The 25,245-nt window shown below is 55.4% G+C and carries 24 protein-coding genes and 1 pseudogene; 8 read left to right on the plus strand and 17 right to left on the minus strand.

All coding sequences use genetic code 11. The features are described 5' to 3' along the window. Positions 1–8: 8 nt before the first annotated feature. Genes ACOOGA_RS11830 through ACOOGA_RS11840 form a run of 3 tightly spaced genes read right to left on the minus strand, consistent with a single transcriptional unit; the run spans position 9 to position 3,526 of the window. The gene (locus ACOOGA_RS11830; protein WP_417459711.1) at positions 9–1,214 is read right to left on the minus strand and encodes an acetyl-CoA C-acetyltransferase; all 1,206 of its coding nucleotides are present in this window, start codon (positions 1,212–1,214) and stop codon (positions 9–11) included. Positions 1,215–1,232: 18 nt separating this feature from the next. After that, positions 1,233–3,026 carry an acyl-CoA dehydrogenase C-terminal domain-containing protein gene (locus tag ACOOGA_RS11835; RefSeq protein ID WP_417459712.1) on the minus strand — a complete coding sequence of 598 codons (1,794 nt, stop codon included), beginning with the start codon at positions 3,024–3,026 and terminating at the stop codon, positions 1,233–1,235. Positions 3,027–3,073: 47 nt separating this feature from the next. Next, the gene (locus ACOOGA_RS11840) at positions 3,074–3,526 is read right to left on the minus strand and encodes a MerR family transcriptional regulator (RefSeq protein WP_417459713.1); all 453 of its coding nucleotides are present in this window, start codon (positions 3,524–3,526) and stop codon (positions 3,074–3,076) included. 188 nt (positions 3,527–3,714) lie between these two features. Between ACOOGA_RS11840 and ACOOGA_RS11845 the strand changes: the two are divergent. The 4 genes and pseudogenes from ACOOGA_RS11845 to ACOOGA_RS11860 all read left to right on the plus strand — a co-directional run. Beyond that, positions 3,715–4,011: pseudogene (locus tag ACOOGA_RS11845) on the plus strand (Mpo1-like protein); the annotation flags it as partial. 471 nt (positions 4,012–4,482) lie between these two features. Continuing rightward, positions 4,483–4,977: a hypothetical protein gene (locus ACOOGA_RS11850; RefSeq protein WP_420428758.1), complete on the plus strand. Its 495-nt coding sequence runs from the start codon at positions 4,483–4,485 to the stop codon at positions 4,975–4,977. A 151-nt stretch (positions 4,978–5,128) separates the two neighbouring features. Further along, positions 5,129–6,070, plus strand: a complete 942-nt coding sequence (locus ACOOGA_RS11855) for a sulfite exporter TauE/SafE family protein (protein ID WP_417459715.1) — start codon at positions 5,129–5,131, stop codon at positions 6,068–6,070. Then, entirely contained in the window at positions 6,070–6,822 is a 753-nt protein-coding gene (locus ACOOGA_RS11860) for a TIGR02186 family protein (RefSeq protein ID WP_417459716.1), read from the plus strand. The genes ACOOGA_RS11855 and ACOOGA_RS11860 overlap by 1 nt, the downstream gene beginning before the upstream one ends. Positions 6,823–6,850: 28 nt before the next feature. Here the strand turns inward: ACOOGA_RS11860 and tusA are convergent, their stop codons facing one another. From tusA to ACOOGA_RS11885, 5 genes are all read right to left on the minus strand, one after another. Then, the gene (gene tusA, locus ACOOGA_RS11865; RefSeq protein WP_417459717.1) at positions 6,851–7,099 is read right to left on the minus strand and encodes a sulfurtransferase TusA; all 249 of its coding nucleotides are present in this window, start codon (positions 7,097–7,099) and stop codon (positions 6,851–6,853) included. Between the two features lie 126 nt (positions 7,100–7,225). Further along, positions 7,226–8,008 (minus strand): helix-turn-helix transcriptional regulator, encoded by a 783-nt coding sequence (locus ACOOGA_RS11870; protein ID WP_417459718.1) that lies wholly within the window; start codon positions 8,006–8,008, stop codon positions 7,226–7,228. Positions 8,009–8,284: 276 nt separating this feature from the next. Then, a complete protein-coding gene (locus ACOOGA_RS11875) occupies positions 8,285–8,509 on the minus strand; it encodes a hypothetical protein (protein WP_417459719.1) in 225 nt (74 codons plus the stop codon). A gap of 209 nt (positions 8,510–8,718) precedes the next feature. Then, positions 8,719–9,390, minus strand: a complete 672-nt coding sequence (gene bioD / locus ACOOGA_RS11880) for a dethiobiotin synthase (protein ID WP_417459720.1) — start codon at positions 9,388–9,390, stop codon at positions 8,719–8,721. After that, positions 9,387–10,571, minus strand: coding sequence for an aminotransferase class I/II-fold pyridoxal phosphate-dependent enzyme (locus ACOOGA_RS11885; protein ID WP_417459721.1), 1,185 nt, complete (start codon positions 10,569–10,571; stop codon positions 9,387–9,389). Before ACOOGA_RS11885 ends, bioD begins: the two co-directional genes overlap by 4 nt. 130 nt (positions 10,572–10,701) lie before the next feature. Here ACOOGA_RS11885 and bioB point away from each other — a divergent pair, with 130 nt between their 5' ends. Both bioB and ACOOGA_RS11895 read left to right on the plus strand, forming a co-directional pair. Continuing rightward, complete coding sequence (gene bioB, locus ACOOGA_RS11890; RefSeq protein WP_417459722.1) at positions 10,702–11,682, plus strand: biotin synthase BioB; 981 nt, start codon at positions 10,702–10,704, stop codon at positions 11,680–11,682. Position 11,683: 1 nt separating this feature from the next. Continuing rightward, positions 11,684–12,943, plus strand: coding sequence for an adenosylmethionine--8-amino-7-oxononanoate transaminase (locus ACOOGA_RS11895; protein ID WP_417459723.1), 1,260 nt, complete (start codon positions 11,684–11,686; stop codon positions 12,941–12,943). Here the strand turns inward: ACOOGA_RS11895 and ACOOGA_RS11900 are convergent, their stop codons facing one another. The 6 genes from ACOOGA_RS11900 to ACOOGA_RS11925 form a co-directional block, all read right to left on the minus strand. Further along, positions 12,944–13,909: a zinc transporter ZntB gene (locus ACOOGA_RS11900; protein ID WP_417459724.1), complete on the minus strand. Its 966-nt coding sequence runs from the start codon at positions 13,907–13,909 to the stop codon at positions 12,944–12,946. It lies immediately after the preceding gene. Next, a complete protein-coding gene (locus tag ACOOGA_RS11905; RefSeq protein WP_417459725.1) occupies positions 13,906–14,916 on the minus strand; it encodes a mechanosensitive ion channel family protein in 1,011 nt (336 codons plus the stop codon). Before ACOOGA_RS11905 ends, ACOOGA_RS11900 begins: the two co-directional genes overlap by 4 nt. Before the next feature lie 124 nt (positions 14,917–15,040). Beyond that, positions 15,041–16,138, minus strand: a complete 1,098-nt coding sequence (locus ACOOGA_RS11910; RefSeq protein WP_417459726.1) for an acyltransferase family protein — start codon at positions 16,136–16,138, stop codon at positions 15,041–15,043. Between the two features lie 160 nt (positions 16,139–16,298). After that, on the minus strand, positions 16,299–17,012 hold the full coding sequence (locus ACOOGA_RS11915; RefSeq protein ID WP_417456000.1) for a Bax inhibitor-1/YccA family protein: 714 nt from the start codon (positions 17,010–17,012) through the stop codon (positions 16,299–16,301). A gap of 104 nt (positions 17,013–17,116) precedes the next feature. Next, positions 17,117–19,651 (minus strand): ABC transporter permease, encoded by a 2,535-nt coding sequence (locus tag ACOOGA_RS11920; RefSeq protein ID WP_417459727.1) that lies wholly within the window; start codon positions 19,649–19,651, stop codon positions 17,117–17,119. Then, positions 19,648–20,391, minus strand: coding sequence for an ABC transporter ATP-binding protein (locus tag ACOOGA_RS11925; RefSeq protein WP_417459728.1), 744 nt, complete (start codon positions 20,389–20,391; stop codon positions 19,648–19,650). The genes ACOOGA_RS11920 and ACOOGA_RS11925 overlap by 4 nt, the downstream gene beginning before the upstream one ends. Positions 20,392–20,493: 102 nt before the next feature. On the opposite strand from ACOOGA_RS11925, the gene ACOOGA_RS11930 reads away from it, so the two are divergent. After that, entirely contained in the window at positions 20,494–21,186 is a 693-nt protein-coding gene (locus ACOOGA_RS11930) for an arylesterase (RefSeq protein WP_420428760.1), read from the plus strand. Here ACOOGA_RS11930 and ACOOGA_RS11935 read toward each other — a convergent pair. Next, complete coding sequence (locus ACOOGA_RS11935) at positions 21,181–21,819, minus strand: hypothetical protein (RefSeq protein WP_420428762.1); 639 nt, start codon at positions 21,817–21,819, stop codon at positions 21,181–21,183. The genes ACOOGA_RS11930 and ACOOGA_RS11935 overlap by 6 nt on opposite strands. 150 nt (positions 21,820–21,969) lie before the next feature. On the opposite strand from ACOOGA_RS11935, the gene thpR reads away from it, so the two are divergent. Beyond that, positions 21,970–22,590, plus strand: coding sequence for an RNA 2',3'-cyclic phosphodiesterase (gene thpR / locus ACOOGA_RS11940; protein ID WP_417459731.1), 621 nt, complete (start codon positions 21,970–21,972; stop codon positions 22,588–22,590). Between the two features lie 48 nt (positions 22,591–22,638). Here thpR and ACOOGA_RS11945 read toward each other — a convergent pair whose 3' ends face one another. Both ACOOGA_RS11945 and ACOOGA_RS11950 read right to left on the minus strand, forming a co-directional pair. Continuing rightward, on the minus strand, positions 22,639–23,172 hold the full coding sequence (locus ACOOGA_RS11945; protein WP_417459732.1) for a YcnI family protein: 534 nt from the start codon (positions 23,170–23,172) through the stop codon (positions 22,639–22,641). Between the two features lie 12 nt (positions 23,173–23,184). Then, positions 23,185–25,242, minus strand: coding sequence for a TonB-dependent receptor family protein (locus tag ACOOGA_RS11950; RefSeq protein ID WP_417459733.1), 2,058 nt, complete (start codon positions 25,240–25,242; stop codon positions 23,185–23,187). Between the last annotated feature and the right edge of the window lie 3 nt (positions 25,243–25,245).

The raw sequence follows: 25,245 nt of genomic DNA on the forward strand, positions 1-25,245 counted from the left end.
CTCGCTTCTTATACGCGTTCGATGATGGTGGCGGTGCCCATGCCTGCACCAATGCAAAGCGTGGCCAGGGCTGTGGATTTGCCGGAACGTTCCAGCTCATCAAGCACAGTGCCAAGGATCATGGCGCCGGTTGCACCCAGCGGGTGACCCATGGCGATGGCGCCGCCGTTCACGTTGATGTCTGAATGGTCGATATCCAGCGCCTGCATGAAGCGAAGCACAACAGAGGCGAAGGCTTCGTTCAGCTCCCAGACGTCGATGTCTGATTTGCCCATGCCCGCGCGCTTCAGTGCTTTTTCTGCGGCGAAGCTTGGGCCAGTGAGCATGATGGTCGGCTCGGAGCCCACCGACGCCATTGAGCGAATGCGTGCCCGCGGTGTCAGGCCAAATTTTTCGCCCATCTCTTTAGTGCCGACTAGCACAGCCGCCGCACCGTCCACGATGCCGGACGAGTTGCCTGCGTGGTGCACATGGTTGATACGCTCAATCTCAGGGTATTTCTGGATCGCGACGTTATCGAAGCCAAACTCGCCCATTTGAATGAAAGAAGGCTTCAGCGCACCGAGGGACTGCATGGTGGTTTCAGGGCGCATGAACTCGTCATGGTCCAGCACATTCATGCCAACAACGTCCTTCACGGGCACGATGGATTTTGAGAAACGCTTGTCATCCCATGCGGCTTTCGCCCGCTTCTGGCTTTCAACAGCGTAGGCGTCTACATCGTCACGGCTGTGGCCGTATTTGGTTGCTATCAGGTCGGCTGACACGCCTTGCGGTACGAAATAGCTGTCAAACGCCACAGATGGGTCTGATGGCCATGCTCCGCCGTCTGACCCCATGGGGATACGGCTCATGCTTTCAACACCGCCGCCGATGGCCATGTCTGCTTCACCTGACATAACCTTGGCCGCTGCGATATTCACGGCCTCAAGGCCGGAAGCACAAAAACGGTTTACCTGAAAGCCTGCGGTGGTTTCTGCGTAGCCAGCGTTGATGGCTGCGACGCGGGCGATGTTGGCGCCCTGTTCACCCACCGGTGACACGCAGCCCAGCACCACGTCGTCCACATTCTCGGTGTCAACATTGGTGCGGTCACGCACAGCTTGCAGAACCTGAGTTGCCAACTGTACCGGTGTAATTTCGTGCAGGCTGCCATCCGCCCGGCCGCGGCCGCGAGGAGTTCTGACAGCATCATAAATATAAGCTTCGGTCATTTTGAATTCCCTTTTGAATTAGAAGTTGGCAGCGTCAAGCGCCATCACTTCATCTGCGCCCGCTTCCAGCTCCGCAAGCATGGCTTTAATCTCCGGCATGCGGCGTTTCATGTAGTAGCGACCTGTGATCAGTTTGTTCTCGTAGAAACTAGGGTCGGATGTGCCCGCGTCCAGTGCATCAGCTGCAACTTTTGCCATCTGGGTCCACATCAGGCCCAGAAGCACATGGCCAAAGAGGTGCATGTAAGGCGTTGAACCCGCGCCAGCGTTGTCAGGGTTCTGCATGCCGTTTTGCATCAACCACATGGTGGCGGCTTGAAGGTCTTTCAGGCCTGAACCGAGTGCATCAGTGAACGGGCGCAGGCGGTCATCGCCCTTGGCTGCTTCCCGGATTTCCCCGGCATATTTGAAGAACGCCTGAATGCCGCGTCCGCCGTTTGCGCCAAGCTTACGGCCCACGAGGTCAAGCGCCTGAATGCCGTTGGCGCCTTCATAGATCTGAGTGATACGCACGTCGCGCACAAATTGTTCCATGCCATGCTCGGCAATATAGCCATGGCCGCCAAAAATCTGCTGGCTCGAGACGCAATATTCAAAGCCGCGATCCGTGAACACGCCTTTGATGATGGGGGTGATCAAGCTCACCATATCGTCTGCCCACTGACGTTCTTCCTCGGTTTCCGCATTGTGTGCAAGGTCAATAAGTACACCACACCACAAGCTTGCCGCGCGGGATGCTTCGTTGAACGCCTTAGCGTTCATCAGCATACGGCGTACATCCGGGTGCACGATGATTGGGTCTGCCGGGCCTTCGGGGTTTTTAGGCCCGGCGATGGAGCGGCCTTGCAGCCGGTCACGCGCATACCCAGCGGCGTTTTGGTAAGCAACCTCAGAGTTGCCAAGGCCCTGCATGCCAACGCCAATTCGCGCTGCGTTCATCATGATGAACATGGAACGGAGGCCCTTGTGCGCTTCACCAATCAGGTAGCCTGTGGCTCCGTCGTAGTTCAAGACGCAGGTTGAGTTGCCGTGAATGCCCATTTTCTCTTCAATGGACGCTGTGTTCACATTGTTGAATTCACCAACGCTGCCGTCTTCACCAACCTTGTATTTAGGCACGATGAAGAGCGAGATGCCTTTCACGCCTTTTGGCGCATCTGGCAGGCGCGCAAGCACCAGATGGATGATGTTTTCAGCCAGGTCATGATCGCCCGCGGAGATGAAGATTTTCGTGCCTGAGATCTTGTAGCTGCCGTCATCCTGAGGTTCAGCTTTGGTACGCAGCATGCCAAGGTCGGTCCCGCAGTGTGGTTCCGTCAGGTTCATGGTTCCGGTCCAGCTGCCTTCAACCATTTTGGGCAGATACTTCTGCTTCTGCTCGTCTGTACCGTCGATTGAAATCGCGGCCATCGCACCCGCAGACAGACCCGGATACATGGCAAACGCGTGGTTGGATGAGATCATCATCTCTTCAAAACAGAAACCAAGAACGTGCGGCAGCCCTTGCCCGCCAAAGTCTTCGTGCTGCGTGAGGCCGGCCCAACCGCCCTCAACATACTTGGCGTACGCTTCCTTGAAGCCTTTTGGTGTGGTTACGCTGCCATCGTCGTGGCGCGTACAGCCCTCGCGGTCCCCTGAATAGTTGAGCGGCTGAAGTTCGTTTTCGCAAAACTTCGCGCCTTCTTCCAGAATGGCGGAGACAAGGTCAGGGCTGACCTCGGAATACCCTGGCAGGTTATGATACTGGCCAATGTTCAGAACGTCATTGAGCACGAAGCTCATGTCTTTTACGGGAGCGCGATAGGTTGGCATTTTTATACCTCAACTATGTCTGTTTATGTGTGTAGGGGATTTTAATGTCATTTTTTTGGTGCGTAGTGGCTGAGTGGCTCGCCGGTATCCCGCCTGAGCCAACGCCCGGTTTTTTTGCACCGAACAAGATTCGCGATCAGCGAGCAGAAGTCGTGCAGCTCGTCGATGGTGGCATTGATGTCGTCACGTTGTTCCTCAAGTGCGCGGATACGTTCACGGCATTTGTCTACGGTCACGGAGCGTTGGGTTTCCCGGCCGTCGCCCAGATCATATAGATCGAGCATTTCGCCAATTTCCTGCAAGGAGAAGCCAACACGCTTGCCGCGCAGTATCCAGGCAAGGCGTACGCGGTCGTGCGCATGATAGATACGATTTTGGCCCTGGCGCTCGGGTGTGAGCAAGCCTTGGTCCTCATAGTGTCTGAGCGTGCGAGACGTAACACCAAAATCGCACGCCAATTCCTTGATGGAATAAGTGACGGTTAAATCTTCCGTTTGCATTGCATCCTTCCCATTAATGCTCTCCATTATCTAGTTGACGTTTACGTTAACGTCAACAGGTGCGCGTATGATATTTGCTAGATTGCTGGTTTCGCACTATATTTTCTAGACGGACCAGTATGATTTTTTGGCGCCGTGCCGCGGGAGACGGCTGAATACGACACGACTCGGATCAGAGGGAGGATAAAATGGCACCAAAATTTGAGAGTTTCCGGGAGTTTTTCCCATATTATCTGGCGGAGCATTCCGACCCGGTTTGCCGAGGCCTACACTATACCGGGACCATGTTGGCGACGGCTGTTTTTATCTATGCGCTCTATAGCCAGACCTGGTGGCTGCTGCTGGTCTACCCTGTGATCGGGTACGGGTTCGCCTGGGCAGGGCATTATGTGTTTGAGAAAAACCGGCCCGCGACATTTGATTATGCGTGGTGGTCGCTTCTTGGAGATTATAAAATGCTATCGCTTTGGCTTACGGGTAGGCTGGCGCCTGCGATGGAAGACGCCCTCGCGCGTTTTGGCCGCAGGAATAGTAAAGGCGTTTCCGGCACGGTATAACGCTTTGATAGAAATGCTCGGCGTCGGTTCCCGCCCGGAAGGAGCAAAAGGTCAGTTATGAGTAACCCTATACGGCAGCCTGATGAGGGTGCCGCCTCGACAGGTGGGAATGTGCACCCCAGAATACTTTTCTCCACCAAGGATGATTGGGAGCCCCATATCCGCGCCCGGCTGCGCGACTTTGAGGCTGACTTCAGGGACTTTTCAGATCCGCACACCGACTGTAGCGGGTATGCCGCGGTGTTCCCACTCACGTTGGCGGCGGCCGCGCGTCTCCATATCAAGCGGGACGCGGGGGAACCTATTCCGTGCTTGCTACCGAAAAGAGAAACCATAGCCTTATGTAATGATAAGGTCGCCTTTAACCGGTTTCTGCGGAATAGCGGCTTCGCTGGCCATGTGCCAGAAACCGGTAAAAACATAGGCTTTCCCTACATTCTAAAAACCTCGATTGACGAATGGGGTAGGTCATCGGTTCTGATAGAGAATGAGGCCGATGAAGCGAAACATGCTGCAAAACTGAGGTCATCGCTGTTTTTCAAACAGGTGTATGTCAGTAGCAAGTATGAGTATGCATGCCATCTGCTCATGCTTGATGGGAGGATTACCTTTGCGCGCGCAATCGAGTTTGAATTTCCCCATGACCGCTTTGTTTTTGGAAAATGGGCTGAACCGGATCTCCTCAAGGAGATCAACCACAGCAGATTCTATCCGCTTTTCCAAAGTATATTGGAAGCGGTTGGTTATCAGGGTTTCTGTTGCATTGACTATAAACTGGATGCGGACGGACAGCCGGCCATATTCGAGTTAAACCCAAGAATGGGTGGTTCACTTCGATATTTTATAAATAACGCACTGAGGGCCTATATAAAGGCCATTGGTGTCCGTGGCTGAGACAAATGAGCCCATGCGGGTCAGCGAACCCGTAAGGCGCGTTAAACCCCATATTTCTGGGAGTAAAGCGGCTATCTGTTTGCATTCAGCCGCCACTTTAGGTAGGACAGAACTATAAACCAATTGCTGTCCTTTTGGGATCAGTCCACATATGCCGCTTTACCTACCCATCGCCGAACTTTCGATGAATATTTTCCTCGTCATCGGTATGGGTGCGATTGTCGGCTTTCTATCTGGCGTATTTGGTGTTGGTGGTGGTTTTCTGATGACCCCGCTTCTAATTTTTGCCGGTGTGCCACCTGCCGTTGCGGTTGCGACCCAATCCAACCAGATCACTGCCGCGTCCGTGTCCGGCGCGCTCGCCCATTGGCGTCGTCAGGGCGTAGATATCAAGATGGGCATGGTGCTGATTGCGGGCGGCGCGGTTGGTGCCTACTTTGGCGCGCAGGTGTTTACTTATCTGCGCTCGCTCGGGCAGGTCGACCTCATGATCTCGCTGGCGTATGTCGTGTTCCTCGGTTCCGTTGGTGGCTTGATGTTATGGGAAAGCCTGCGGGCAATTCTCCGGCAGCGCCGCGGCTATGTTCCGCCCCGGAAGCCGCGAGAGGAAAGGCATAAAGCCTGGATTCATGCGCTCCCCTTTAAAATGCGCTTCCGTAAATCGCATCTCTATATCTCGGCGCTCTTGCCGCTGACCATTGGCATGTTCGTCGGGCTTCTGTCTGCGATCATGGGTGTAGGCGGTGGTTTTGTGATGGTGCCAGCCATGATCTATATCCTCGGCATGCGCACGAATGTTGTGATTGGCACGTCGCTGTTTCAGATCATCTTTGTTACGGCGCTCACCACAATCTTCCATTCCGTGAATACTCAAACGGTGGATATCTTCCTTGCAATCCTCCTTCTGCCAGGCGCGGTAATTGGCGCACAGATCGGGGCGTCGATCGGGCTTAAACTCAAGGCCGAGCAGTTGCGTGCGCTTTTGGGGCTTATGGTGCTGCTGGTTTGCATGAAAATGGGCCTTGGGCTCGTTGTTGAGCCTAGTGAGCTTTATAGCGTGACTGATGCCGCGGACCTAGGGGAGAAGCACTGATGCGCCGGCTCCTTTGCATACTGCTGCTGATGATTGCCGCTACGGCTCCTGCGCGGGCAATTGTCACAGATCTCTCAAACAAGCGTATTGAAATCCGGTATAGCTTTGATGGTGCAGAACTCATCCTGTTCGGAGCGGTTGGCGCCACGGCGATCAATACACTTTATGACAAATATGATGTGGTGATTGTGGTGCGGGGCCCAGAGACGCCGACCATCGTCCGGCGTAAGGAACGGGTCGGCGGTATATGGGTCAATGCGGATAACATCCGCTTCCCGGCAGCGCCGGGTTATTACGCCGTTGCTGCCACGCGGCCGCTTGAAGAAATTGCGAGCCCGATTGCTTTTGCAAGCTACGGCATTGGTTTCAAGAACCTGCCGCTTGTGGCGGATAGCGGACGAGGTCTGATGCGCCCGCCGCCTGAGTTCAGGGACGCACTGTTTCGCCTGCGGGCAGGTGAGGGGCTGTACCGACAGGAGATTGATACGGTCAGCGTGGTGGATGAAGGGCTGTTTCGTACCGACATACATTTGCCTGCAAACGTACCGATTGGCGAGTTTCTGGTTGAAACATTTGTGTTCCAGAAGGGCAGTATGAAAGCGCGCCACCGGATCAGCCTGCATGTGGACAAAGAAGGGTTTGAGCGCGCCGCCTATAGTTTTGCGCACGATATGCCATTTCTATACGGCCTGATGGCGGTGTTTGTGGCGTTGGGGGCTGGTTGGCTTGCAGGTGTGCTAGGCAAGAAGTAAGCAATCAATCGCCCACGATCGCAGATGTTCAGGCCTTGCCCTTGCGAATTTCATAGTAAAATTTACCGTCTTTCGAATGCGCCATCAAAAGCGTGTGCCCCGCCATGGAGCAGAAGGCGGGCATGTCGTGCATCGATGCGGGGTCTGATGCAATCACGAGCAACAGCTGGCCAGCTTCAAGGTCATCAAGCGTGCGTCTTGCCCTCAGTACCGGCATCGGGCAGGCGAGGCCTGTGGCGTCCAGCGTCGCGTCAAACTCGTGTTCAGAAGGTTCCATTACATACTGCCCTGACGGTTTCCAACCAACCCAATCATGCCTGTGCGCGCAGATACATTTCAGATTAGGCGCTATTTCTCAATAGCGCGTTAACAGCGGCGTGCGTTTTTTGTTTGCGGGTCGGGACTAGTCGTCAAGAATGCCGAGTTTAAGGGCGCTGGGTAGTATTTCCCGCGTTGATGTACAGGCAAGGGCCTCTTTCAACTCCTTGATATGGAACGATACGGTTGGGGCGCTTACACCGAGGCGTATGGCAATCTGCCCGTTGGTGAGGCCTGCATTGAGCTGCTGCAACACCTCATGGGGGCGACCTTTGATGCCTAGGCGCTCGGCGCGTTCCTTCCGTTCCAGCGGCTGATAGAAGGTGTGCATGTAGATGCTTGCCAGATGAACTTCGTCACCGTGCATTTTCATGATCTCCTGCAGCTTGCCGATACGGTGGGCAGCGTGCAGGGTCACTTCCCCGTGGCCGCGTCCAAAAGCATGGCGTAGTGGAAAGCCGACAGCGGAGAAAATACCGTAATGTTCGGCGCGCTGCAGAATAAAATCAAAGCCCTTGAAGTTGGGGTCATTTGGGTCGAGAAGTTCCCGTGCCATATAAAGCGGTTGCATGGAGCGTTTCTCGATCTGGTGGATCATAGGGTCCACTTTTTCATAGCGGCGGCTTTGGTATTCTTCCACGCCTTCCTTGGGCATGCTGGTGATCCAGGTACGGCCCGCCAGAGAAACACGCACATGGGTCTCTTTACCGTTTTCAGTTTCAATTGCCGTGTTGATAGGGGCGTATGAATAGCCGTATGTGGCGCACTTGAAGCTGCGTCCCTCGATGAAATCGAGGAAGTATTGCCAAACATCATGGCTTGTCGCGGCATTCTCAAGTTGGCCTATGAGCGTGCTGACACTGTTCACTAACAGTCTCCAACTGGTGATCGGTTCTTTTTATAGGTTGAATTACTGCACGTGAGAAAGTTTCAAGCAAGTGAAAGATAGATGAAAAATTCGGCGCAGCTCAAATTAGTGGGAAACTTTCCCAATGTTTGAGCACAAATGACATGTCAGGCAAAGTAAAGCCCGCCCCTTGGGTGAGGGGCGGGCTGGTGACCGGGACTGGGTATATCCCGGTCGAAGGACGGGCCGGTTAGGTGCCGGGTGCTGAGAGATGACCCGTCCAAACTCAAAACAAAATTAGTGGATGACCGCGGTCTCGTTGCGGAAACAACCAGCCGCTTTAGTGGTCAGCTGCTCATGGATCGCAAGCCAGAGGTCGAAACCTTCTTCGTCGCCGATTGCTTTCATCTTGGAAAGAGCTTCGTCAGCGTAGGTCAATGCTTTTGGACCCAGATTTTTAAGCAGATTGTCGGCCACAAGGCCGAAGTAAAAGTTTGGGTCAAATGGCAAAGACTGTTGCATGATCTTTCTTCCTCAAGGTAGCGAGTGAAACTTGCCAGCATTAAGAGCAACAGGCGTGCCAGTTTCTACTCAGCGTAGGAGAGGCGAAGCATTTCAATAGCTTTGGGGTTCGTGTGCGGTTGGTCGGTCCGACTGGAATATTTGGTGCGGACAAAGATGCCGGGCAGAAGGCGTCAATGCTCGGTAAGGCTTGCCGCCTACAGAGACTTCTAGAGAAGGTGCGTAAGATCGGGGGCCACTGTCCACGGCTCAGGGATAATCGGTAGGCGCGGGATAGTAGAAACTTCAAGCCCTGTAAGCTGGCGTATTTCATTGGCGGTTTTAATGAGGTCAGGGTTGTCGCCTGCGCTTTCACTGATCACAATTGCCCTTATAACAAGCCCGCGAGCGCGCATGGCTTCAAGCGTTGCGATAGTGTGCGATATGGTGCCGAGGTAACTGCCAACTACCAGCAGGCTTTCAAGCCCGAGGTCTTTGATCCAGTCAGCCACCAACCGATCACCAGTAAGAGGTACAAACGAGCCACCCACACCTTCAACCAGGGTAAACTGGTTTTCAGCCATCGCGATGCGGCAGGTGCGGATAAGGTCTTCGTAATCAAGTGCGCGGCCTTCAAGCACTGCAGCCATCGTGGGCGCGAGCGGTGCCTTATACCGGAAAGGTGAAATACGCTCTACAACGTTGGACGTCATTGGCAGTCCAAGGCTTGCTGCAATCAGCGCTGTGTCGCTCCCGTCCATGGTGTTATCTGTCACACCACTGATGATGGGTTTGATCGCAGCAACCGGTTTGCCTGCTGATTTCAACTGGTGGCACAAGGTGGCGGTAACCAGGGTTTTGCCAATCTCGGTCCCGGTTGATGTGATGAAAAGCCCCTTCACGCTACACCTCCCAGCCTTAGTTTTTTGCATGCGGCAATAAGCCGTTCAACGTCATGATCCCGGTGACTTGCAGAAAAACAGAAGCGGAGACGGGATGTGCCTTCGGGCACGGTTGGTGGGCGAAAGGCTATGACCTTGAAGCCTAGATCGGCAAGGTCTGCCGAGGCTTTAAGGGCGTCAGCTTCACTGCCAATAACAAGCGGTACAATTGGTGTGACGGGCTTATTGAGGCCAAGCTCTTTTGCGAAGTGCTGGGCAAGCTTGGTTGGGCGCGCCACAAGGTTTGGGTCTGCTTCTATCAGCTCCAGGGCCTTGAGTGCCGCGCCAACAGCGGCGGGCGGAAGTCCGGTGGTATAGATAAAAGAGCGGGAGCGGGTGCGCATCAAATCACACACTGATTTTGATGCAGCCAGATAGCCGCCGTAAGCCCCTGCGGCTTTGGAAAGCGTGCCCATCTGCAATGGCACAAGGCCGTGCGCGCCGGTCTCATGCAGGCTGCCACGCCCTCCACCGATGGTGCCAAGCGCGTGGGCGTCATCGTTCATAAGCCAGGCGTCGTACACCTTCGCAAGCTCGCCCAATTCCTTAAGCGGTGCGATGTCGCCATCCATTGAATACACACCGTCCACCACAATAAGGGCGCGGCCAAAATTGGCTCGCTCAGCTTCAAGTATCTCGGATATGTGCGCCACATCATTGTGGCGGCAAAACCGGATGGTTGCTCTGGAGAGCTGAATACCACCGTGGATGCTGGTGTGGATAAGCTCATCCGCGATAATCAGATCATTCTTGCCGATGATTGTCGGGATAATGCCCACGTTCGCAAGATAGCCGGAACCGTAAACAACAGCATCTTCCGTGCCTTTGATGCGTGCGAGTGTTTGCTCGAGTTTGCTGTATAGCGGGTGGTTGCCGGTCACCAGGCGGCTCGCGCCCGCTCCTGCACCAAACTCAGCTGTTGCGGCTTGTGCGGCCGCGATCACGCTCGGGTGCGTGGAAAGGCCCAGATAGTCATTGTCGGTAAAGCTGATAAGCTCCGGCCCGCCGTCCACGTGCATGCTCATGGCGCCCGCACGGCTGCTTTCAACAAGGCGCCTGCGCTGGTTTTTGGCTTCCAGCTGCGCCAGTTTGTTTTGCGCAAACGCGTTAAGGCTTGAGCCGTTATGGTCAAATCTGGTCATGGATGCTGGCTTAGGCGCTTGTGAGCCAGCCGTCAAGCAAGCATGCACACTCTTGCGGTTAGGTAATTTTACTTGACTTGACCCCGCGCAGCCGCGATTTTCCGGGGCAAATAGCCCCAAGGAGTTTTTCATGAACGCACCTGTCGCCATCACGCCAAAAGATGCTCCCATCCGTCACGACTGGAGCCGGGATGAGATCATGGCGTTGTTTGCCATGCCGTTCATGGACCTTGTGTTCGAAGCACAACGCGTTCACCGCCTGTATCACGACCCCAACAAGGTACAACTCAGCCAACTGATCTCGATCAAGACCGGCGGGTGCGCAGAAGACTGTGGCTATTGTTCCCAGTCTGCGAAGCACGCCAAAACAACCGGCCTGACAGCGACCAAGCTGATGGAAGTTGAGCGCGTGATTGACGCCGCAAAGCGGGCCAAGGAAGGCGGCGCATCGCGTTACTGCATGGGCGCTGCATGGACCAGCCCGAAAGACCGGGATATGGACAGCATCCTTGCCATGGTGGAAGGCGTGAAAGCGCTTGGCATGCAAACCTGCATGACCCTTGGTATGCTGGATGACTGCCAGACCAAACAGCTCAAGGACGCTGGCCTCGACTATTATAACCACAATGTGGATACCTCTGAAGAATACTATAAAGAGATCATCACCACGCGCAGCTATCAGGAGCGGATCGACACATTGAATCGGGTGCGCGACGCAGGCATCAATGTATGCTCTGGCGGTATCGTTGGTATGGGTGAAAAACCTGAAGACCGTGCAGGAATGCTGATGACACTCGCGAATCTTGATGAACACCCGGACAGTGTTCCGATCAATATGCTGGTGGCCGTGCCGGGCACACCGCTTGAGCACGTTGAAAAGCTTGACCCGTTTGAATTTGTCCGCACCATTGCAGTCGCACGTATCATGATGCCGAAGGCTGAAGTGCGCCTCTCCGCTGGCCGGCAGGAAATGTCTGAGGAAACTCAGGCGTTCTGTTTCCTCGCGGGCGCCAGCAGCATCTTTTACGGTGAGCAGCTTCTGACCACGCCAAACCCTGAAAACAACAAAGACATGGCTCTCTTCTCCAAGCTGGGCCTCAGCCCCGCCTGATATGCCAGAGACACCAAATTGGTATGATGAGGGCATAGGCCATATCTGGCTGCCCTATACCCAGATGAAAACGGCTGTACCGCCGTTGCCTGTGGCCTCCACAAACGGTGTTCGCATCACGCTTGCTGACGGGCGTGAGCTTATTGACGGCATCTCAAGCTGGTGGGCTGCGGCTCACGGCTACAATCACCCGCATATTCTCGATGCCATGAAGCAGCAGCTTGAAGCCATGCCGCATGCCATGTTTGGCGGTATGGTAAACGAGCCTGCGCTGAAGCTTGCCAAGCGCCTGGCGGCAATGTTGCCGGGTGACCTGAACCGCGCGTTCATTGCGGAATCAGGCTCGGTCTCCGTTGAAGTCGCGATGAAAATGGCGCTGCAGTATTATTTCAACCGCGGGGAAAAGCGTACGAAGTTCGTGCATTTCCGTGGCACCTACCACGGGGATACGCTCGGCACCATGGCGGTATGCGACCCGGAAGAAGGTATGCACGGTCTTTTTGGTGATGTGCTGGCGAGAAACCTGCTTGCCGACCTGCCGCGCACACCGGAAGAAGCTTCACTGTTTGCTGATTTCCTTAAGAAACATGCATCTGATGTTGCGGCGGTAGTTACGGAGCCATTAGTGCAGGGTGCTGGCGGCATGGTGTTCCACCAGCCAGAGACCCTGAAGTGGTTGCGTGAGGCATGCGACGCGGCAGGTGTGTTGCTGATTGTGGATGAGATTTTCACTGGCTTTTACCGCACCGGCACACGGTTCGCGATTGAACAGGCCGGTATTGTGCCGGATATGGTCACACTCTCCAAGGCGCTGTCAGGCGGGGTTTCGCCGCTTTCGGTGTGTGTGGCGCGCGAGGGTGTGTTTGATGCCTTCTATGACGACGACCCTATGAAAGCCCTGATGCACGGCCCGACCTATATGGGCCATGCGCTTGGCTGTGCAGCTGCCAACGCGTCGCTCGATCTGTTCGAACGAGAAGACTATGCCGCAAAGGCGCATGCCATTGAAGGACAGTTGATGGCCGACTTGGCACCCTGCGGTTTTGCGCCAAACGTGAAAAGCGTGCGCGTAAAAGGCGCCATTGGCGTGGTGCAGCTTCATGATGCATCCGGGCTTGAGGCATTGAAGCCCAAGTTTGTTGAGCGCGGGGTGTGGATACGCCCCTTCCGCGACATTGTTTATCTGACGCCGCCGCTTACCATCAGTGAGGATGATCTTGGCACCCTCACTGGCGCTATTCGCGACGTTCTTGGCGCCTGACTAGAACCAGCCGCTCCGCCGGAAGAAGAGCGCCAGCGCACCCGCGATGGCTGTGCAGCCCCCAGTCACAATCCAGAAGGCGATGTCGCTTTCAACCCCCGGCATGCCGCCAACATTGATACCAAACAGGCCGGTGAGGAAACCAAGCGGCAGGAAAATCGCCGCCACGATAGACAGCGTATACATATTGCGGTTGAGCCTGTCAGACAGCACGGTGACCAGCTCTTCCTGTTGAAATTGCAGGCGGTCACGAGCGGCATCCAGGTCCTCAAGGTGCCGGGTCAGGTCGTCGTGTGCGTTCCGTAGCCGTCTGGTGTATTTCTCCCCAAGCCAAGTGGTGGCGAGGTCCTTGAGAAGGCCAACCGCAGCGCGGAGCGGGTTAAAATAGCGTCTCAGCAACAAGACCTTGTGCCTGAGGTCAGCCAGCTTGAGGCGGTGCTCCGGCTTGCCGCCATCAATCATTTCAAGCTCCAGCTCGTCAATCTCTTCCATCAAATCCGCGATGGGGGTCGCCATGTTTTCAATGATATTGACGGTGAGGCCCACAATCACTTCCGATGAGCTCGCCGGTGTTTCTGACGCCTCCAGCTTGGCTGCAAGCTTTCGTGCAGCATAAACCGAGCGCCGTTGAGCGCTGATCACATGGCTGCCGTCGCTCCAGATGCGCAGGGAAACCATATCTTCCGGGTCTTCATCCGGGTTAAGGTTCACACCGCGCAAAATCACCAGATATTCATGTTCAAACTCTTCAACCCGGGGACGGGTGTCGGTCGCGCATAGCGCATCAATCATCGCCTCATCAATATAGGGGGCGGCCTTTTTTAGTTCTGCCTTTGCGTCTGGCCCGGCCACGTTGAAATGCAGCCAGATCGGTTCATCAATATCATCCGCGCCTTTCTGGGCGTGCCTGCCGGTGTCTGCACCATCGCGAAGATATATGGCGCTGAGAAGGGCTTTATCTGTCATGGCTTATCTTCCGCCTTGGCATCGGACGCATCATCACGCGGCTCCCTCAGCAAACCCTTCGGGGCTGATTTGATATGCAGATCGCGCTGCGGGAACGGTATTTCAATATCGTTTTCAGCAAACTTCCGCCATATGGTGAACTGCACATCGCTTTTCGGGCCACGCCTGCCTTCGGTAACGTCGGCGACCCAGAAATGAAGCGTGAAATTTATTGAGCTGTCGCCAAAACCATCCAGATAACACACGGGTTCGGGAAATTCGGCGCAGCGTTCATGTTCGTGCGCAGCCTCAAGCAGTAATTTGTGCACCAGATCAAGGTCCGCGCCATAAGAGACTCCAACCACAATCTCTACCCGGCCATGTTTGTTGGTCAGTGTCCAGTTGATCACCCGCGCGGTGATGAAGTCCTCATTGGGCACCATGACCTCTTTGCCGTCGAAGGTTTCAACAAGGCTATAGCGCGCGCCGGTGTGGCGCACAAACCCCTGTGTGCCGTCGGAAAGCTCAATCAGGTCATCCACCTCGACAGACTTTTCAGCCAGCAGAATGATACCGCTGATGAAGTTGGAGGTGATTTTCTGCAAGCCAAAACCGATGCCGATACCAACCGCACCTCCAAGCACAGTTAGCGCCTTGAGGTCGATCCCGATCATATCGAGCGCGGCGACAAAAAAGATGAAATAAATGATCAGCGTCGCCGCTTTTGAGAGCAGTTCCCGGTTGCTGACCCGCATACGGGCAATGCCTGCAATACGCTTTTCAATCTGAGCTGAAACGAGCGACGACACCCAGAAGAAACCAAAGATGATCAACAGCCCCTTGAGCACTGTGTAGGGGGAGATTTTATACTCCATGAACTCCAGCGTCAGCCGTTCGTCATTCAGGAATTCACGCACCGGCACCAAGTGGCCATTATATCCGGCCCAAACAAGCGCCCCGAGTGCACCAACAATCAGAACCCTCGCCAGGATCGTCCGGGGGTGAAAAAATTCGGATGTGATAGACATAGCCTGAAGGTCGCTCCTGCCCGTGGGCGCTGGGGTCGTTTTGTTTTGCGCTGTAGCGTTCGGCCACATTGTTACGGAAATGAAACCCTAAGTCATCCGTTTTCGTGATGACACCGCGCGGCGCTTACACCTTCAATATGAGGCCGCGCTTTTGCATCACCGCCACGGGCACCCAGCACAGGAGCACTACGATGATAACGGGCAGCAGCATGGCCAGCTCCGCTGGCAATGAAGTGGAAAGTGTTTGCTGCAGGCTGGCGGTAACGCCGTTCAAAAGCACCGGCCCCATCAGATAGGTGTGGATCACATAAGCCGTGATGGCGTTGATACCAAAAGCCTGGCCAAAGCTTGCTAGCGGCCCACGCCAGCCTTTGATATCCAGCATCCATATGAGAATGGCAAAGACAAGAAGCGCGAGGCCTGAGGTGGTGAGTACAAAGGTGGATGACCATGTGGCTTTGACGATAGGGTGAATGTCCGCCAGCGCAAAACCAAGGCACACCAGTATAAGACCAGTGAGGCACATGTTGCGCAGCAGCCCCATGCCTGCACCCTTCTTGCGAATATACATGCCCGTGAGTGCGCCCATCAGCGCCTGCGCAATGCTTGGCAGGGTACCGAGAAGACCTTCAGGTTCAAAAGGCACAGGTTCATTTCTGGCGTATACATGGTCGCCAAGGAAATAACGATCAAACCAGCTTGAATAGTTGAGCCCGGGCTCCAAGAGGTTGACCTCACCGTCCGGGATCGGAATCATCTGCAGGAAGTGATAGCCAACAAGGATGATGACGATAAGACCCAGTTGCCCACGCCAGCCATAGCCAATGAAGAAGATCGCCGCACCAAGGAAGGTAATGCCGATGCGCTGCAAAACACCCAGAAGGCGTATGGGCTCAGACCAGTTCGCAAAGGACAGTGTGAGCGCGAGACCGATGAGGAACAAGAGACCAGCGCGCTTGATAAGCTTGAGAATAAGGCTGCGCGTGGGGGCTGTGTCTTTCACGCCGGAAAGCGCGAAGGGCAGGGACACGCCCACCATGAAAATAAAGAAAGGGAAAACAAGGTCGGCAATCGTCAGGCCCGCCCACGGTGCGTGCAGGAAAATGCCGTAAGCTGGCACATCGGCGCCGTAATGAAACACTGCAACACTGTTCACGAAGATCATGCCAATAACGGCAAGCCCGCGAAATACATCAAGCGACAGGAGGCGCTCTTTGGCCATTTGTCTTTTCTCCTCGTTGGCACACGTATGCCGAAAATGACAACGTTAGACAAAATAGGCAAAACTGCAGCTTTTGCAATAGTCGTTGGCTTGGGCTGTTGATGCAAACAAAAAGCCCGGCACTCAGGCCGGGCTTTTCAACTGTTTATTATGGCTTCGTTTATTCGCGATTGCCAAGGAATTGCAGTAACATCATGAACAGGTTCACGAAATCAAGATACAGGGCAACTGCACCCATAATCGCACCCTTGGCTACGGCTTCACCTGTCGCCATCATGTAATAGCTTTCCTTGATGCGCTGCGTGTCATAGGCGGTGAGGCCCGCAAACACCAGAACACCAACCACAGAAATCACGAACTGCAACATTGTGGAGCCAAGGAAGATGTTCACGATACTGGCGATGATCAAGCCAATGAGGCCCATGAACAGGAAGGTACCCATGCCAGACAGGCTCTTCTTCGTGGTGTAGCCATAGAGGCTCAGCGCACCAAAAGTAGCCGCTGTGATGAAGAAGGTACGCGCGATGCTGGTGCCCGTGTAGGCCGTGAATATCCATGCCATCGATACGCCCATCGTGGCTGCGAACGCCCAGAAGATCATCTGTAGCGCGCCGGATGAAAGCTTATTGATGCCAAAGCTCATCACCATAATGAACGCGAGTGGTGCCAGCATTACAATCCAGTGTAGGCCGGTGCCGTAAATTGCGTTGAGCATGGCTGGGCTGTTGCCAACAAACATCGCTACGATGCCGGTCAGCAGCACGCCAGAGGCCATGTAGTTATAGACCTTGAGCATGTAAGCGCGTAGGCCCTCGTCAAACTCCGCAGTCTGCGTGGTCGAAGCGCCATAAGTTGAATAATTACGTTGTACCATTTTTGCTCCTCATGAGCTTGGTTGTTACTTTGAGCCTAATATGGCGATTATACCCCGCGCTTTCAACTGCAATCGGTAGGGTATAACGCCGATTTTATGTGCGGCTATTCGGTTCTCAGCACCTGATTGGGTTTTGCCGCCAATGCCCGGAAGCTGGAGCCAAGCCCAAACAGCACTGTAATAAGCAGGCTGGCTGTAACCGTGAAGACCATCGGCCATGGCAGGAAGGTAAATTCCATTTCCATCACAAACTCCACTACTAGCCACCCGGCCAGCGAGCCGAGCGCAAGCGCGACCGTCGCCGTGATCAGGCCGATAAGGGCGTATTCCAGCAGGTAAGCCCCCAGTATCTGGCGCCTTACAGCCCCCACCACCTTGAGGATCACCGATTCGTAAACCCGCTGGCGGAAACCCGCTGCAATCGCACCCGCAAGCACAAGAATGCCCGCGATGATCGCAACCGCTGCGGTCGCCCGCACGGCAATGCCGATCTGTTCCATCATCACATTCACGCTTGAAAGCACTTCTTTCATGCGCACAGCTGTCACACCGGGGAACTTGTTGGTGATCACCTTGTGGGCTTCCCCTTCCGCATCACCGCCAGCTTTCAGCGTTGCCATATAGGTGTGCGGTGCTGCCTTGAGCGTATAGGGGTCAAAAAGAATAACGAAGTTGAAGCCAAAGGTGCCCCAGTCAATCTCCCGCAAGCTGCGCACCGTTGCGGTGATCTCCCGGCCCAGCACGGAAACGCTGATGTTGTCCCCGATCTTGAGGCCAAGGCCATCGGCCACCTCCTTGCCGAGGCTTACTTCAGGTTCGCCGCTATAGTCAGTGGGCCACCACTCACCCTCAACCACCCGGCTGCCTTTGTTGAGGTCTGGCATGTAGCTGAGGCCCCGGTCACCGCGCAGAACCCAGCGCACTTCAGAGTCAATTTCCACATCCGCCGCATCGACGCCGTTCAGTTTGGTTACGCGGCCACGCAGGTTAGGCACTGTCACCAGTTCTTCAACGCCGCTTACGCCGCGCGCGGTGGTCTCAAAATCATCAAGCTGTGCTGCCTGAATATCGAGCATGAAGAAGGCTGGTGCTTCATCAGGCACCTGTTCCGTTAACCGGGCTTCAAGGTTGCCCTCAATCAGCGCGAGGGAGGCAAAAAGTGTGAGGCCAAGCCCAAGGGACAACACAACGGCACCGGTGGCAGCGCCCGGCCGGTGCAGGTTTGCGATTGCCATACGCCGAAGCGCGTTTTTCGACCGTGGCGCTTTGGCGGCTCCCCGTTCAATAAGCCAGCTGATGCCACGCAGGATAAAGAGCGTGACGCCTGCACCCACCATGAAACCAGCGGCCAAAATGCGGTTGTCAGACATGCCAACGGCCAGAAGCACCACAATCATACCTGCACCAAAAATGGTAGCGAGGTAAATCATACGCGGCCAGCGGTTCTCAGGTGCCACAAGCGCACGGAAGAGGCGCACCGCAGGCAGGTCCCGCGCTTTGCCAAGTGGCCATACGGTGAAAGCCACAGTGATCATCAGGCCATACAAGGCGGAGAGAAAGAGCGCGAGCGGGTAAACGCCGCCGTCCGGTTTTACGGGCAGGGTGTCTGGCAAAAACAGCGCCAGCACGCTTGGCAGCATTGCGCCAACACCCATGCCGATCACAATCGCCACAAGCCCCATAAGCAGCACCTGGAAGAAATAGGTCTTGAAGATGATGGAACCGTCAGCCCCCAAAATTTTCAGCGTTGCGATGGTGCGGGTCTTGCGGTCCATATAACCTTTCACCGCGTTGCCAACACCAACACCGCCAACCACCAGCGCAGACACCCCAACGAGGGTGAGGAACATGCCCATCTGGTCAATGAAGCGACGGAGGCCGGGCGCGCTGGTGGACCGGTCACGTACCCGCCAGTTCTCATCGGGGAACGCTTCCTTGAGGTTCTCGCGCATGGTTTTGATATCCAGGCCTTCATTAAGGCGGATTTTATAGTAGTGATTGATCAGGCTGCCGGTGGTCACAAGCCCGGTGGCGTCAAGCGCCTTGTGGCGGATCATCACCGATGGCCCGAGCTGGAAACCAAGGTTGGCTTTGTCTGGCTCCCGGTCGATAAAGGCGCGGATATCAGCCTTCACGCCGCCAAAGGTGAGCGTGTCACCCAGTTTGACGCCAAGCCGTTCAGCCAGCATCGGGTCAATGGCTGCGCCCCAGCGGCCCGCGCGTTCTTCAAACAGCGCGTTGTTGTCAAGCTGGGGTGTGGTCTTGAACTCGCCGTAAAGCGGGTAAAGCCCGTCAACAGCGCGCAGTTCCACAAGGGTAGAGGTGCCACCATCCTCAAATCGCGCCATGGTACGCAGGCGCGCGGATACGGATAATGTGCCTTTGCCGTCCACCCATTCCAGAAGCTCGGGCCCTGCCTGGCGCTGGAAGATATTGATCTCCATGTCGCCGCCGAGGATGGATTGACCTTCGCGTTCCATACCTTCGGTGATGGCGCGGGTAAGCGAGCCAATGGCTGCGATCGCCGTCACGCCCAAAATCAGACATGCCATAAAAATTCTGAAACCCGAGAGGCCGCCGCGCAGCTCCCTCAGCGCCAGCCTTAAGGCCACTGGCAGGGCCGGGCTGCGCGTGATCATTTGCCGCCCTTCACTTTGCTTGTGGGCCTCTCTTCGATCTGCACAGATTTGGTGTCGCCGGTATCGTCCACGATATTACCGTCAGACATAGAGATCACACGGTCGCAGCGGTCCGCGAGCGCCGGGTCGTGGGTCACAAGCACAAGGGTTGAGCCGCGTTGCTCGGAAAGGTCGAAAATCAGGTCGATAATCGCACGGCCGGTTTTGCCGTCCAGGTTACCGGTGGGTTCATCCCCAAACAGGATCGCCGGTTCAGGCGCTAATGCGCGGGCAAGCGCCACGCGTTGCTGCTCGCCACCAGAAAGCTGGGCCGGGTAGTGTTCCATACGGTGGGCGAGGCCAACGGCCTCCAGCTCCCGCGCGGCGCGGTCAAACGCATCGTTCACGCCAGCAAGCTCGAGCGGTACCGCCACATTTTCAAGCGCAGTCATGGTCGGGATCAGGTGAAACGCCTGCATCACAATGCCTACGCGGCTGAGCCTGTGGCGCGCAAGCGTGTCTTCGTCCGCCCCTTCAAGCTTGAGGCCGTCAACGGTCACGCTGCCGCCGGTGGCCTGCTCAAGCCCGGTCATCAGGCTCATCAGTGATGACTTGCCGCTGCCCGATGGGCCCACAATGCCGACACTTTCGCCTGCTTTAATGCCAAATGAGATAGATTTAAGGATGTTTACAGGGCCCGCGCCGCTTTCAAGCGTGAGCGCAACATTCTCAAGCTGGATGATTGCTTTGTTATCAGCCATTGAAATAGTCTTCCTTCGCTGCCAGATATTTTTATCCGGTATTTTGTTGTTTATACACACGGTTTGCCGTGTTTTGTACGTTTATAGCTAGGAGCTGGACCTATGATGGTCAATCGTCGCCCCATAAATAAAGTTTTTAGCGCATTTTTTGCGCGCTGTTTAGCTTTACTGACAATATTTGGTTTTGGCCTGCATGTCTCTGTGGCCGGCGCGAAGGCAGATGAGGGGGATGTGGTGCAAATTCTCGCATTCGGGGACAGCTTGACGGCGGGCTATGGCCTCGCACCCGGTGAAGGGTTCACCGAGCAGCTCGAGGTTTGGCTCAATGAAAACGCTGAGGTGGCGATTGAAGTGATCAATGCGGGGGTGTCGGGTGATACATCGTCTGGTGGTCGTGCCCGGCTTGAATGGGGCCTCGCGCCGGTGAAAGACGGCAAGCCCGACCTCGTTATTCTGGAACTGGGTGCCAACGACGGCCTGCGTGGTATTGACCCGCATATCACAGCTGAAAATATCGACGCCATGGCGGCTACGCTGGCGGAACGGGATATCCCGGTGCTGATCGCCGGCATGATGGCACCGCCCAACCTCGGGCCCGATTATGCGGCTGTTTTCAACCCGATTTTCCCCGATACGGCAGAAAAATACGGTTTTCCGCTCTATCCCTTTTTCCTTGATGGTGTAGCGGCAGACGCCAGCCTCAACCAGTCTGACGGCATGCACCCAACGGCAGAAGGTGTTAAAATCATTGTGGAAAAGATTGGCCCGGTGGTTCTTGAAGCCCTCGGTCTATGAAAAACTCGGATCTCGCCAACTTAGATGAAAAACTCCCGCTCGTCGTGTAGATGAGGTCTGTTGTGCATAGTTTTGGAAGAGCTTGGTTATTTCCAAGGCGGCCGCATATGTAATCTTGTTCCCCGCATCGGGATTTAGAGCTGTTTCTATGTCCTTCACACCGGCTCGAATTGAACTGTAATTCTGAACACCAAACGCATCAATGAACAGTCCCGTATTTTCTCGCCATATATACAGCGGTTCTAAGGGTACCCGATTACCTGCGTTTGAACGTTTGTCGAGTAGGAACTCATATTGATCAACCATCGCCAATAATATGGCGCTCGCTTTGAGTAGTTGTTCTTCTTTTTTTCTCTCCCTATCAACTTGGTTTTTGATAAAGTCATTATGCAGGGACATTTTAGTTGCAACTAAAGCAAATCCGGCCCCTGCCAACGCTATCAAGCTGCCATTGAGAGTTTGCCAGTCATGGAGAACGCCTTGATAGTACTCCCATGCATCCAGTACGGTCGCATGTCCAACTACTGCTTGTAATGCAGGGATCAGATACATTGACACTAGATAGATAGCGCCCATTCCGCTGACAAAAACACGTACCCATATGTTGATATGATTCATTTTTTCCACCCCCAAATTTTGGCCCCTATCTGAACATTTTAACGGTTTTTCCCCATTGTCACAAAAATTTCAGCAAGGTTGACGATTCCCCTCCGGCGATTTTTACGCTAGCATTAGTATGTCGGGCCATTTTGAGCCCGATATCTTGATCGAAGGAGGCAGGCCATGGTGCGTTTATTCGTCGGCCTGGAAATTCCGGAAAATATCAGGGACGCGCTTTCTCACGTACGCGGCGGCGTTGAAGGCGCACACTGGCAACGGGATGACCAGCTTCACCTAACCCTTGCATTTATCGGCGACGTGCCGAAGAAGACCTTCCGTGAAATTGAAGGCGAACTTTCGCGTATCTCTTTCACGCCGTTTGACCTCGCGCTCAAAAGCGTGGGTCTTTTTGGTAAACCCAAACAGCCCAAATGCCTGTGGGCCGGTGTTGAAGACAAAGCACCGCTGATGCACCTGCATGAAAAAGTGCTGAACGCACTGGACCGTGTTGATGTTGAGGTGGAGCGGCGGAAGTATAAACCGCATGTCACGCTGGCACGCTTTAGGCGCGGTGCCCAGGCGAGGGTCGGGGACTGGTTGCTGCACGGGGAGATGTTGCACACACCGGTTGAAACCGTGCAGCATTTCACGCTGTTCTCAAGCCAGCGCACGCATGAAGGCTCCTACTACACGGTGGAAAGCCGCTTCGGCAGGGCGCTCGAAAGCGAACCCGATGTGGAAGACAGCTACAGCTCGTTTGATATGGCCCGCGAGTTTGGCTGGACGCTGGAGCCCGCTTATTGAAGATGCTGCCATGCCGGACATCTCCAGCATGGCAGCGAGCGCTAACGCCTAGTGATGCGGCGCTTGTGTATCCTCATCGCTTTTCAGGTATACGACCGGCGCGGGCGTGGGCACACTGCCCCATGCGGCTCCCTCGGGCGGGATCATGGTCCAGCTTTTTTCACCAAGCGCGCAGGATTGCACGGTCGGGAAATAAAGCGGGCCTGAACTCGTTGGCAGCTTCACCAAAAGGCCGAACTGGTCGACCATATTGTCAGGGAGCGCACCACCACTCCAGCGAATGCGCGCGACGCGGTCGGTCAGCGCTTTGCCGTGCGGGCCAACCACCGGGGCGGGCAGGTCTTCCCGTATAATCTCAACCTTCCAACCTGTTTTTGGTTGCGGTTTTGCGCTATAAACCCCGGCGGGAATTTCTACCGTCAGGCTTTCTGTTGCCTGCCCGTCGCAGCCGTGGCCAACCCGCAGGAAAGTGAAATGATAGGCACCCGGTTTGGCCTCTGTTTCGCTCAGCACAACATGCGCTTTCACGGGCGACGCGAGCGCTGCGGCACTGAGCACAAGGGCGGTAATCATCTTTTTCATCCTGTCTCTCCCTTAAAAGCGGTAGGTGATGCCGCCATAAATGGCGCGGCCTTCGCCGGGGTAAAATACAGCCAGGTTTGCCCCGGCTGCGCTCGCGTCATTGATGGCCCCAAACTCGGGCACATAGGCTTTGTCGGTTAAGTTGCGGGCATCAACAAACAGGGTGACACCCTCACGTACTTCAAAACCCGCGTTCAGCGACAGCACCGCATAGCCCGGCGCTTTCATGGTGTTGGCATAATCCACAAAGGTATCGCTTGGCCGCCACTCCACACTTGGATGCAGGAAAAAGCCCGCTGTGTTCTCATACCTCAGCCCCAGGTGGATCTGGTGTTTGGGCACCACCGGCAGGCGGTTGTCGCCGTAGGTAGCGTCATCATCGAAGGTGAAGTCCGAATAGGTATAGCCAAGCCGTAATGTAAGCCCGCCGCCCATGAAACCTTCTTCTATCAGCTGCCAGTCAAAGGCAGCCTCAAGGCCGCGATGGATGGTGTCATCAGCGCCTGCAACCGCACTGGGCAAGCCAAAGGTATTGGCGAACGACAGCAGCTCATGCTGGAGCCAGGCCTGATAGAGCGTGATATCCCAAACAAGCTTGTCGGCCCGGCCACGGGTGCCGATCTCGGCGCTTACCGCCTCTTGCGGTTTGTTAGGTACAAAACCGGGGTATGGGGCCTGCACAAGCGCACCAAAGTGCGGTGGCTCTACAGATTTGGTCACGTTGGCGTAAACCTGGGTGCCGTCTTCGCTTTGCCACAACAGGCCAACGCGCGGGGCGAACCAGTCGAAGGTTTTGTCCGCGTCATTCGCTGGCGCAAGGTGGTTGGTATAGTCCCGCGTCGCGCGCCCGTAGGACGCCCCGGCAACCAGCGCGAGCGTATCGGTCGCAAAAATGCGGGCTTCAGCAAAAACATCAAGGCCGGTTGCCTTGTGGCGGCTGCCGCCGAACTGGAAGCCGCTTTCACCCCCAATGTTGCTGTAAAGCTGTTGGTCAAGTTGTCCCTGCCGGTAGGAAATACCCCAGAAGATGTCTGTCTTATGGCCACCAACTTCACCGGCCCAATCAAACCGGCCAAAGGCGCCTTGGGTGTCTGACTGCTGGTCGATGATGATGGGGATCGGGTGGTGCAGATCGGTTGTCGTAGCGTGTAGCCCACCTTCAAACAGCAGGTTTTCACTGAAGCGCCAGCGGGTTTGCAGGCTCAGGCGGCCCAACTGTTGATCCCGCGCCCATTTGCCGTTTTTGACTGCATCAGTTGAGGTTTCCGGTGCATCAAGCGCGGTGGTGAGGTCAAGCGAGCCGGGCACGTTCTGGTCGATATCAGCGCCGTACGCGATCAGGCGGATCTCGCGGTCCTCGCCAAAGCTATAGCCCATATTGACGGTCGCACGCACTTGGTCTTGTTTTGCCCATTCCCGAAAGCCGTCTGAGCGTAATGCGTTTACGGATGCGTACACATCAAAGTCACCCAGCACCTGGGCGAGTGCGGCACCGCCCCTTAGGGTATCAAATGAGCCACCTTCAAGCCGTAGCATATAATTTGACTGTGCGGTGTGGCCGGTGGGGGTAACAAGGTTGATGGCACCGCCAAGCTGTGCACCGCCAAACCGCAGCGCATTGCCGCCTTTGTAAACTTCAATATAGCGCGCGGCGAGCGGGTCGATTTTTTGGAAATCAGAAAAACCGTCTGCGTCTGCGAAGGGCACACCGTCCTGCGCGAACATCACACCGCGCTGGTGGTAGGATTGCCCGATGCCGGACCCGCGGATGGAGAGGCGGGATTCTTCGCCGTAGCGTTTTTGGGCCATCACACCCGGCACGTCGCGCAGCATATCAGCAAAGCCCTGGGCCGTGCGGTTTTCATAAGCTTCAACAGCAACAAGGGCAACAGCGCCCGGTGTGCGGGCGAGGCGCTCGCGGTTTTCAGCAATCACCGGGGGTTCACCTTTGCCGCGCTCAGCGGTGACGATAATAGTTTCCACATCATCGGTGGCAGCATTTGTGGCAAGCGCAGGCGTGGTGAGCATGAGCGCTGCGGTTGAGCATGCGCCTTTCAAAAGGGACTTCATGAG

Origin of the sequence: Kordiimonas sp. (genome assembly GCF_965216265.1) — a bacterium.
Classification (GTDB): Bacteria; Pseudomonadota; Alphaproteobacteria; order Sphingomonadales; family Kordiimonadaceae; genus Kordiimonas.

Bases quoted from the DNA above. Each gene is read 5' to 3' on its own strand.
- ACOOGA_RS11830 (WP_417459711.1), bottom strand. From the start codon at position 1,214: ATGACCGAAGCTTATATTTATGATGCTGTCAGAACTCCTCGCGGCCGC.
- ACOOGA_RS11835 (WP_417459712.1), bottom strand. From the start codon at position 3,026: ATGCCAACCTATCGCGCTCCCGTAAAAGACATGAGCTTCGTGCTCAAT.
- ACOOGA_RS11840 (WP_417459713.1), bottom strand. From the start codon at position 3,526: ATGCAAACGGAAGATTTAACCGTCACTTATTCCATCAAGGAATTGGCG.
- ACOOGA_RS11855 (WP_417459715.1), top strand. From the start codon at position 5,129: ATGCCGCTTTACCTACCCATCGCCGAACTTTCGATGAATATTTTCCTC.
- ACOOGA_RS11860 (WP_417459716.1), top strand. From the start codon at position 6,070: ATGCGCCGGCTCCTTTGCATACTGCTGCTGATGATTGCCGCTACGGCT.
- tusA (WP_417459717.1), bottom strand. From the start codon at position 7,099: ATGGAACCTTCTGAACACGAGTTTGACGCGACGCTGGACGCCACAGGC.
- ACOOGA_RS11875 (WP_417459719.1), bottom strand. From the start codon at position 8,509: ATGCAACAGTCTTTGCCATTTGACCCAAACTTTTACTTCGGCCTTGTG.
- ACOOGA_RS11885 (WP_417459721.1), bottom strand. From the start codon at position 10,571: ATGACCAGATTTGACCATAACGGCTCAAGCCTTAACGCGTTTGCGCAA.
- bioB (WP_417459722.1), top strand. From the start codon at position 10,702: ATGAACGCACCTGTCGCCATCACGCCAAAAGATGCTCCCATCCGTCAC.
- ACOOGA_RS11895 (WP_417459723.1), top strand. From the start codon at position 11,684: ATGCCAGAGACACCAAATTGGTATGATGAGGGCATAGGCCATATCTGG.
- ACOOGA_RS11900 (WP_417459724.1), bottom strand. From the start codon at position 13,909: ATGACAGATAAAGCCCTTCTCAGCGCCATATATCTTCGCGATGGTGCA.
- ACOOGA_RS11905 (WP_417459725.1), bottom strand. From the start codon at position 14,916: ATGTCTATCACATCCGAATTTTTTCACCCCCGGACGATCCTGGCGAGG.
- ACOOGA_RS11910 (WP_417459726.1), bottom strand. From the start codon at position 16,138: ATGGCCAAAGAGCGCCTCCTGTCGCTTGATGTATTTCGCGGGCTTGCC.
- ACOOGA_RS11915 (WP_417456000.1), bottom strand. From the start codon at position 17,012: ATGGTACAACGTAATTATTCAACTTATGGCGCTTCGACCACGCAGACT.
- ACOOGA_RS11920 (WP_417459727.1), bottom strand. From the start codon at position 19,651: ATGATCACGCGCAGCCCGGCCCTGCCAGTGGCCTTAAGGCTGGCGCTG.
- ACOOGA_RS11925 (WP_417459728.1), bottom strand. From the start codon at position 20,391: ATGGCTGATAACAAAGCAATCATCCAGCTTGAGAATGTTGCGCTCACG.
- ACOOGA_RS11930 (WP_420428760.1), top strand. From the start codon at position 20,494: ATGATGGTCAATCGTCGCCCCATAAATAAAGTTTTTAGCGCATTTTTT.
- thpR (WP_417459731.1), top strand. From the start codon at position 21,970: ATGGTGCGTTTATTCGTCGGCCTGGAAATTCCGGAAAATATCAGGGAC.
- ACOOGA_RS11945 (WP_417459732.1), bottom strand. From the start codon at position 23,172: ATGAAAAAGATGATTACCGCCCTTGTGCTCAGTGCCGCAGCGCTCGCG.
- ACOOGA_RS11950 (WP_417459733.1), bottom strand. From the start codon at position 25,242: ATGAAGTCCCTTTTGAAAGGCGCATGCTCAACCGCAGCGCTCATGCTC.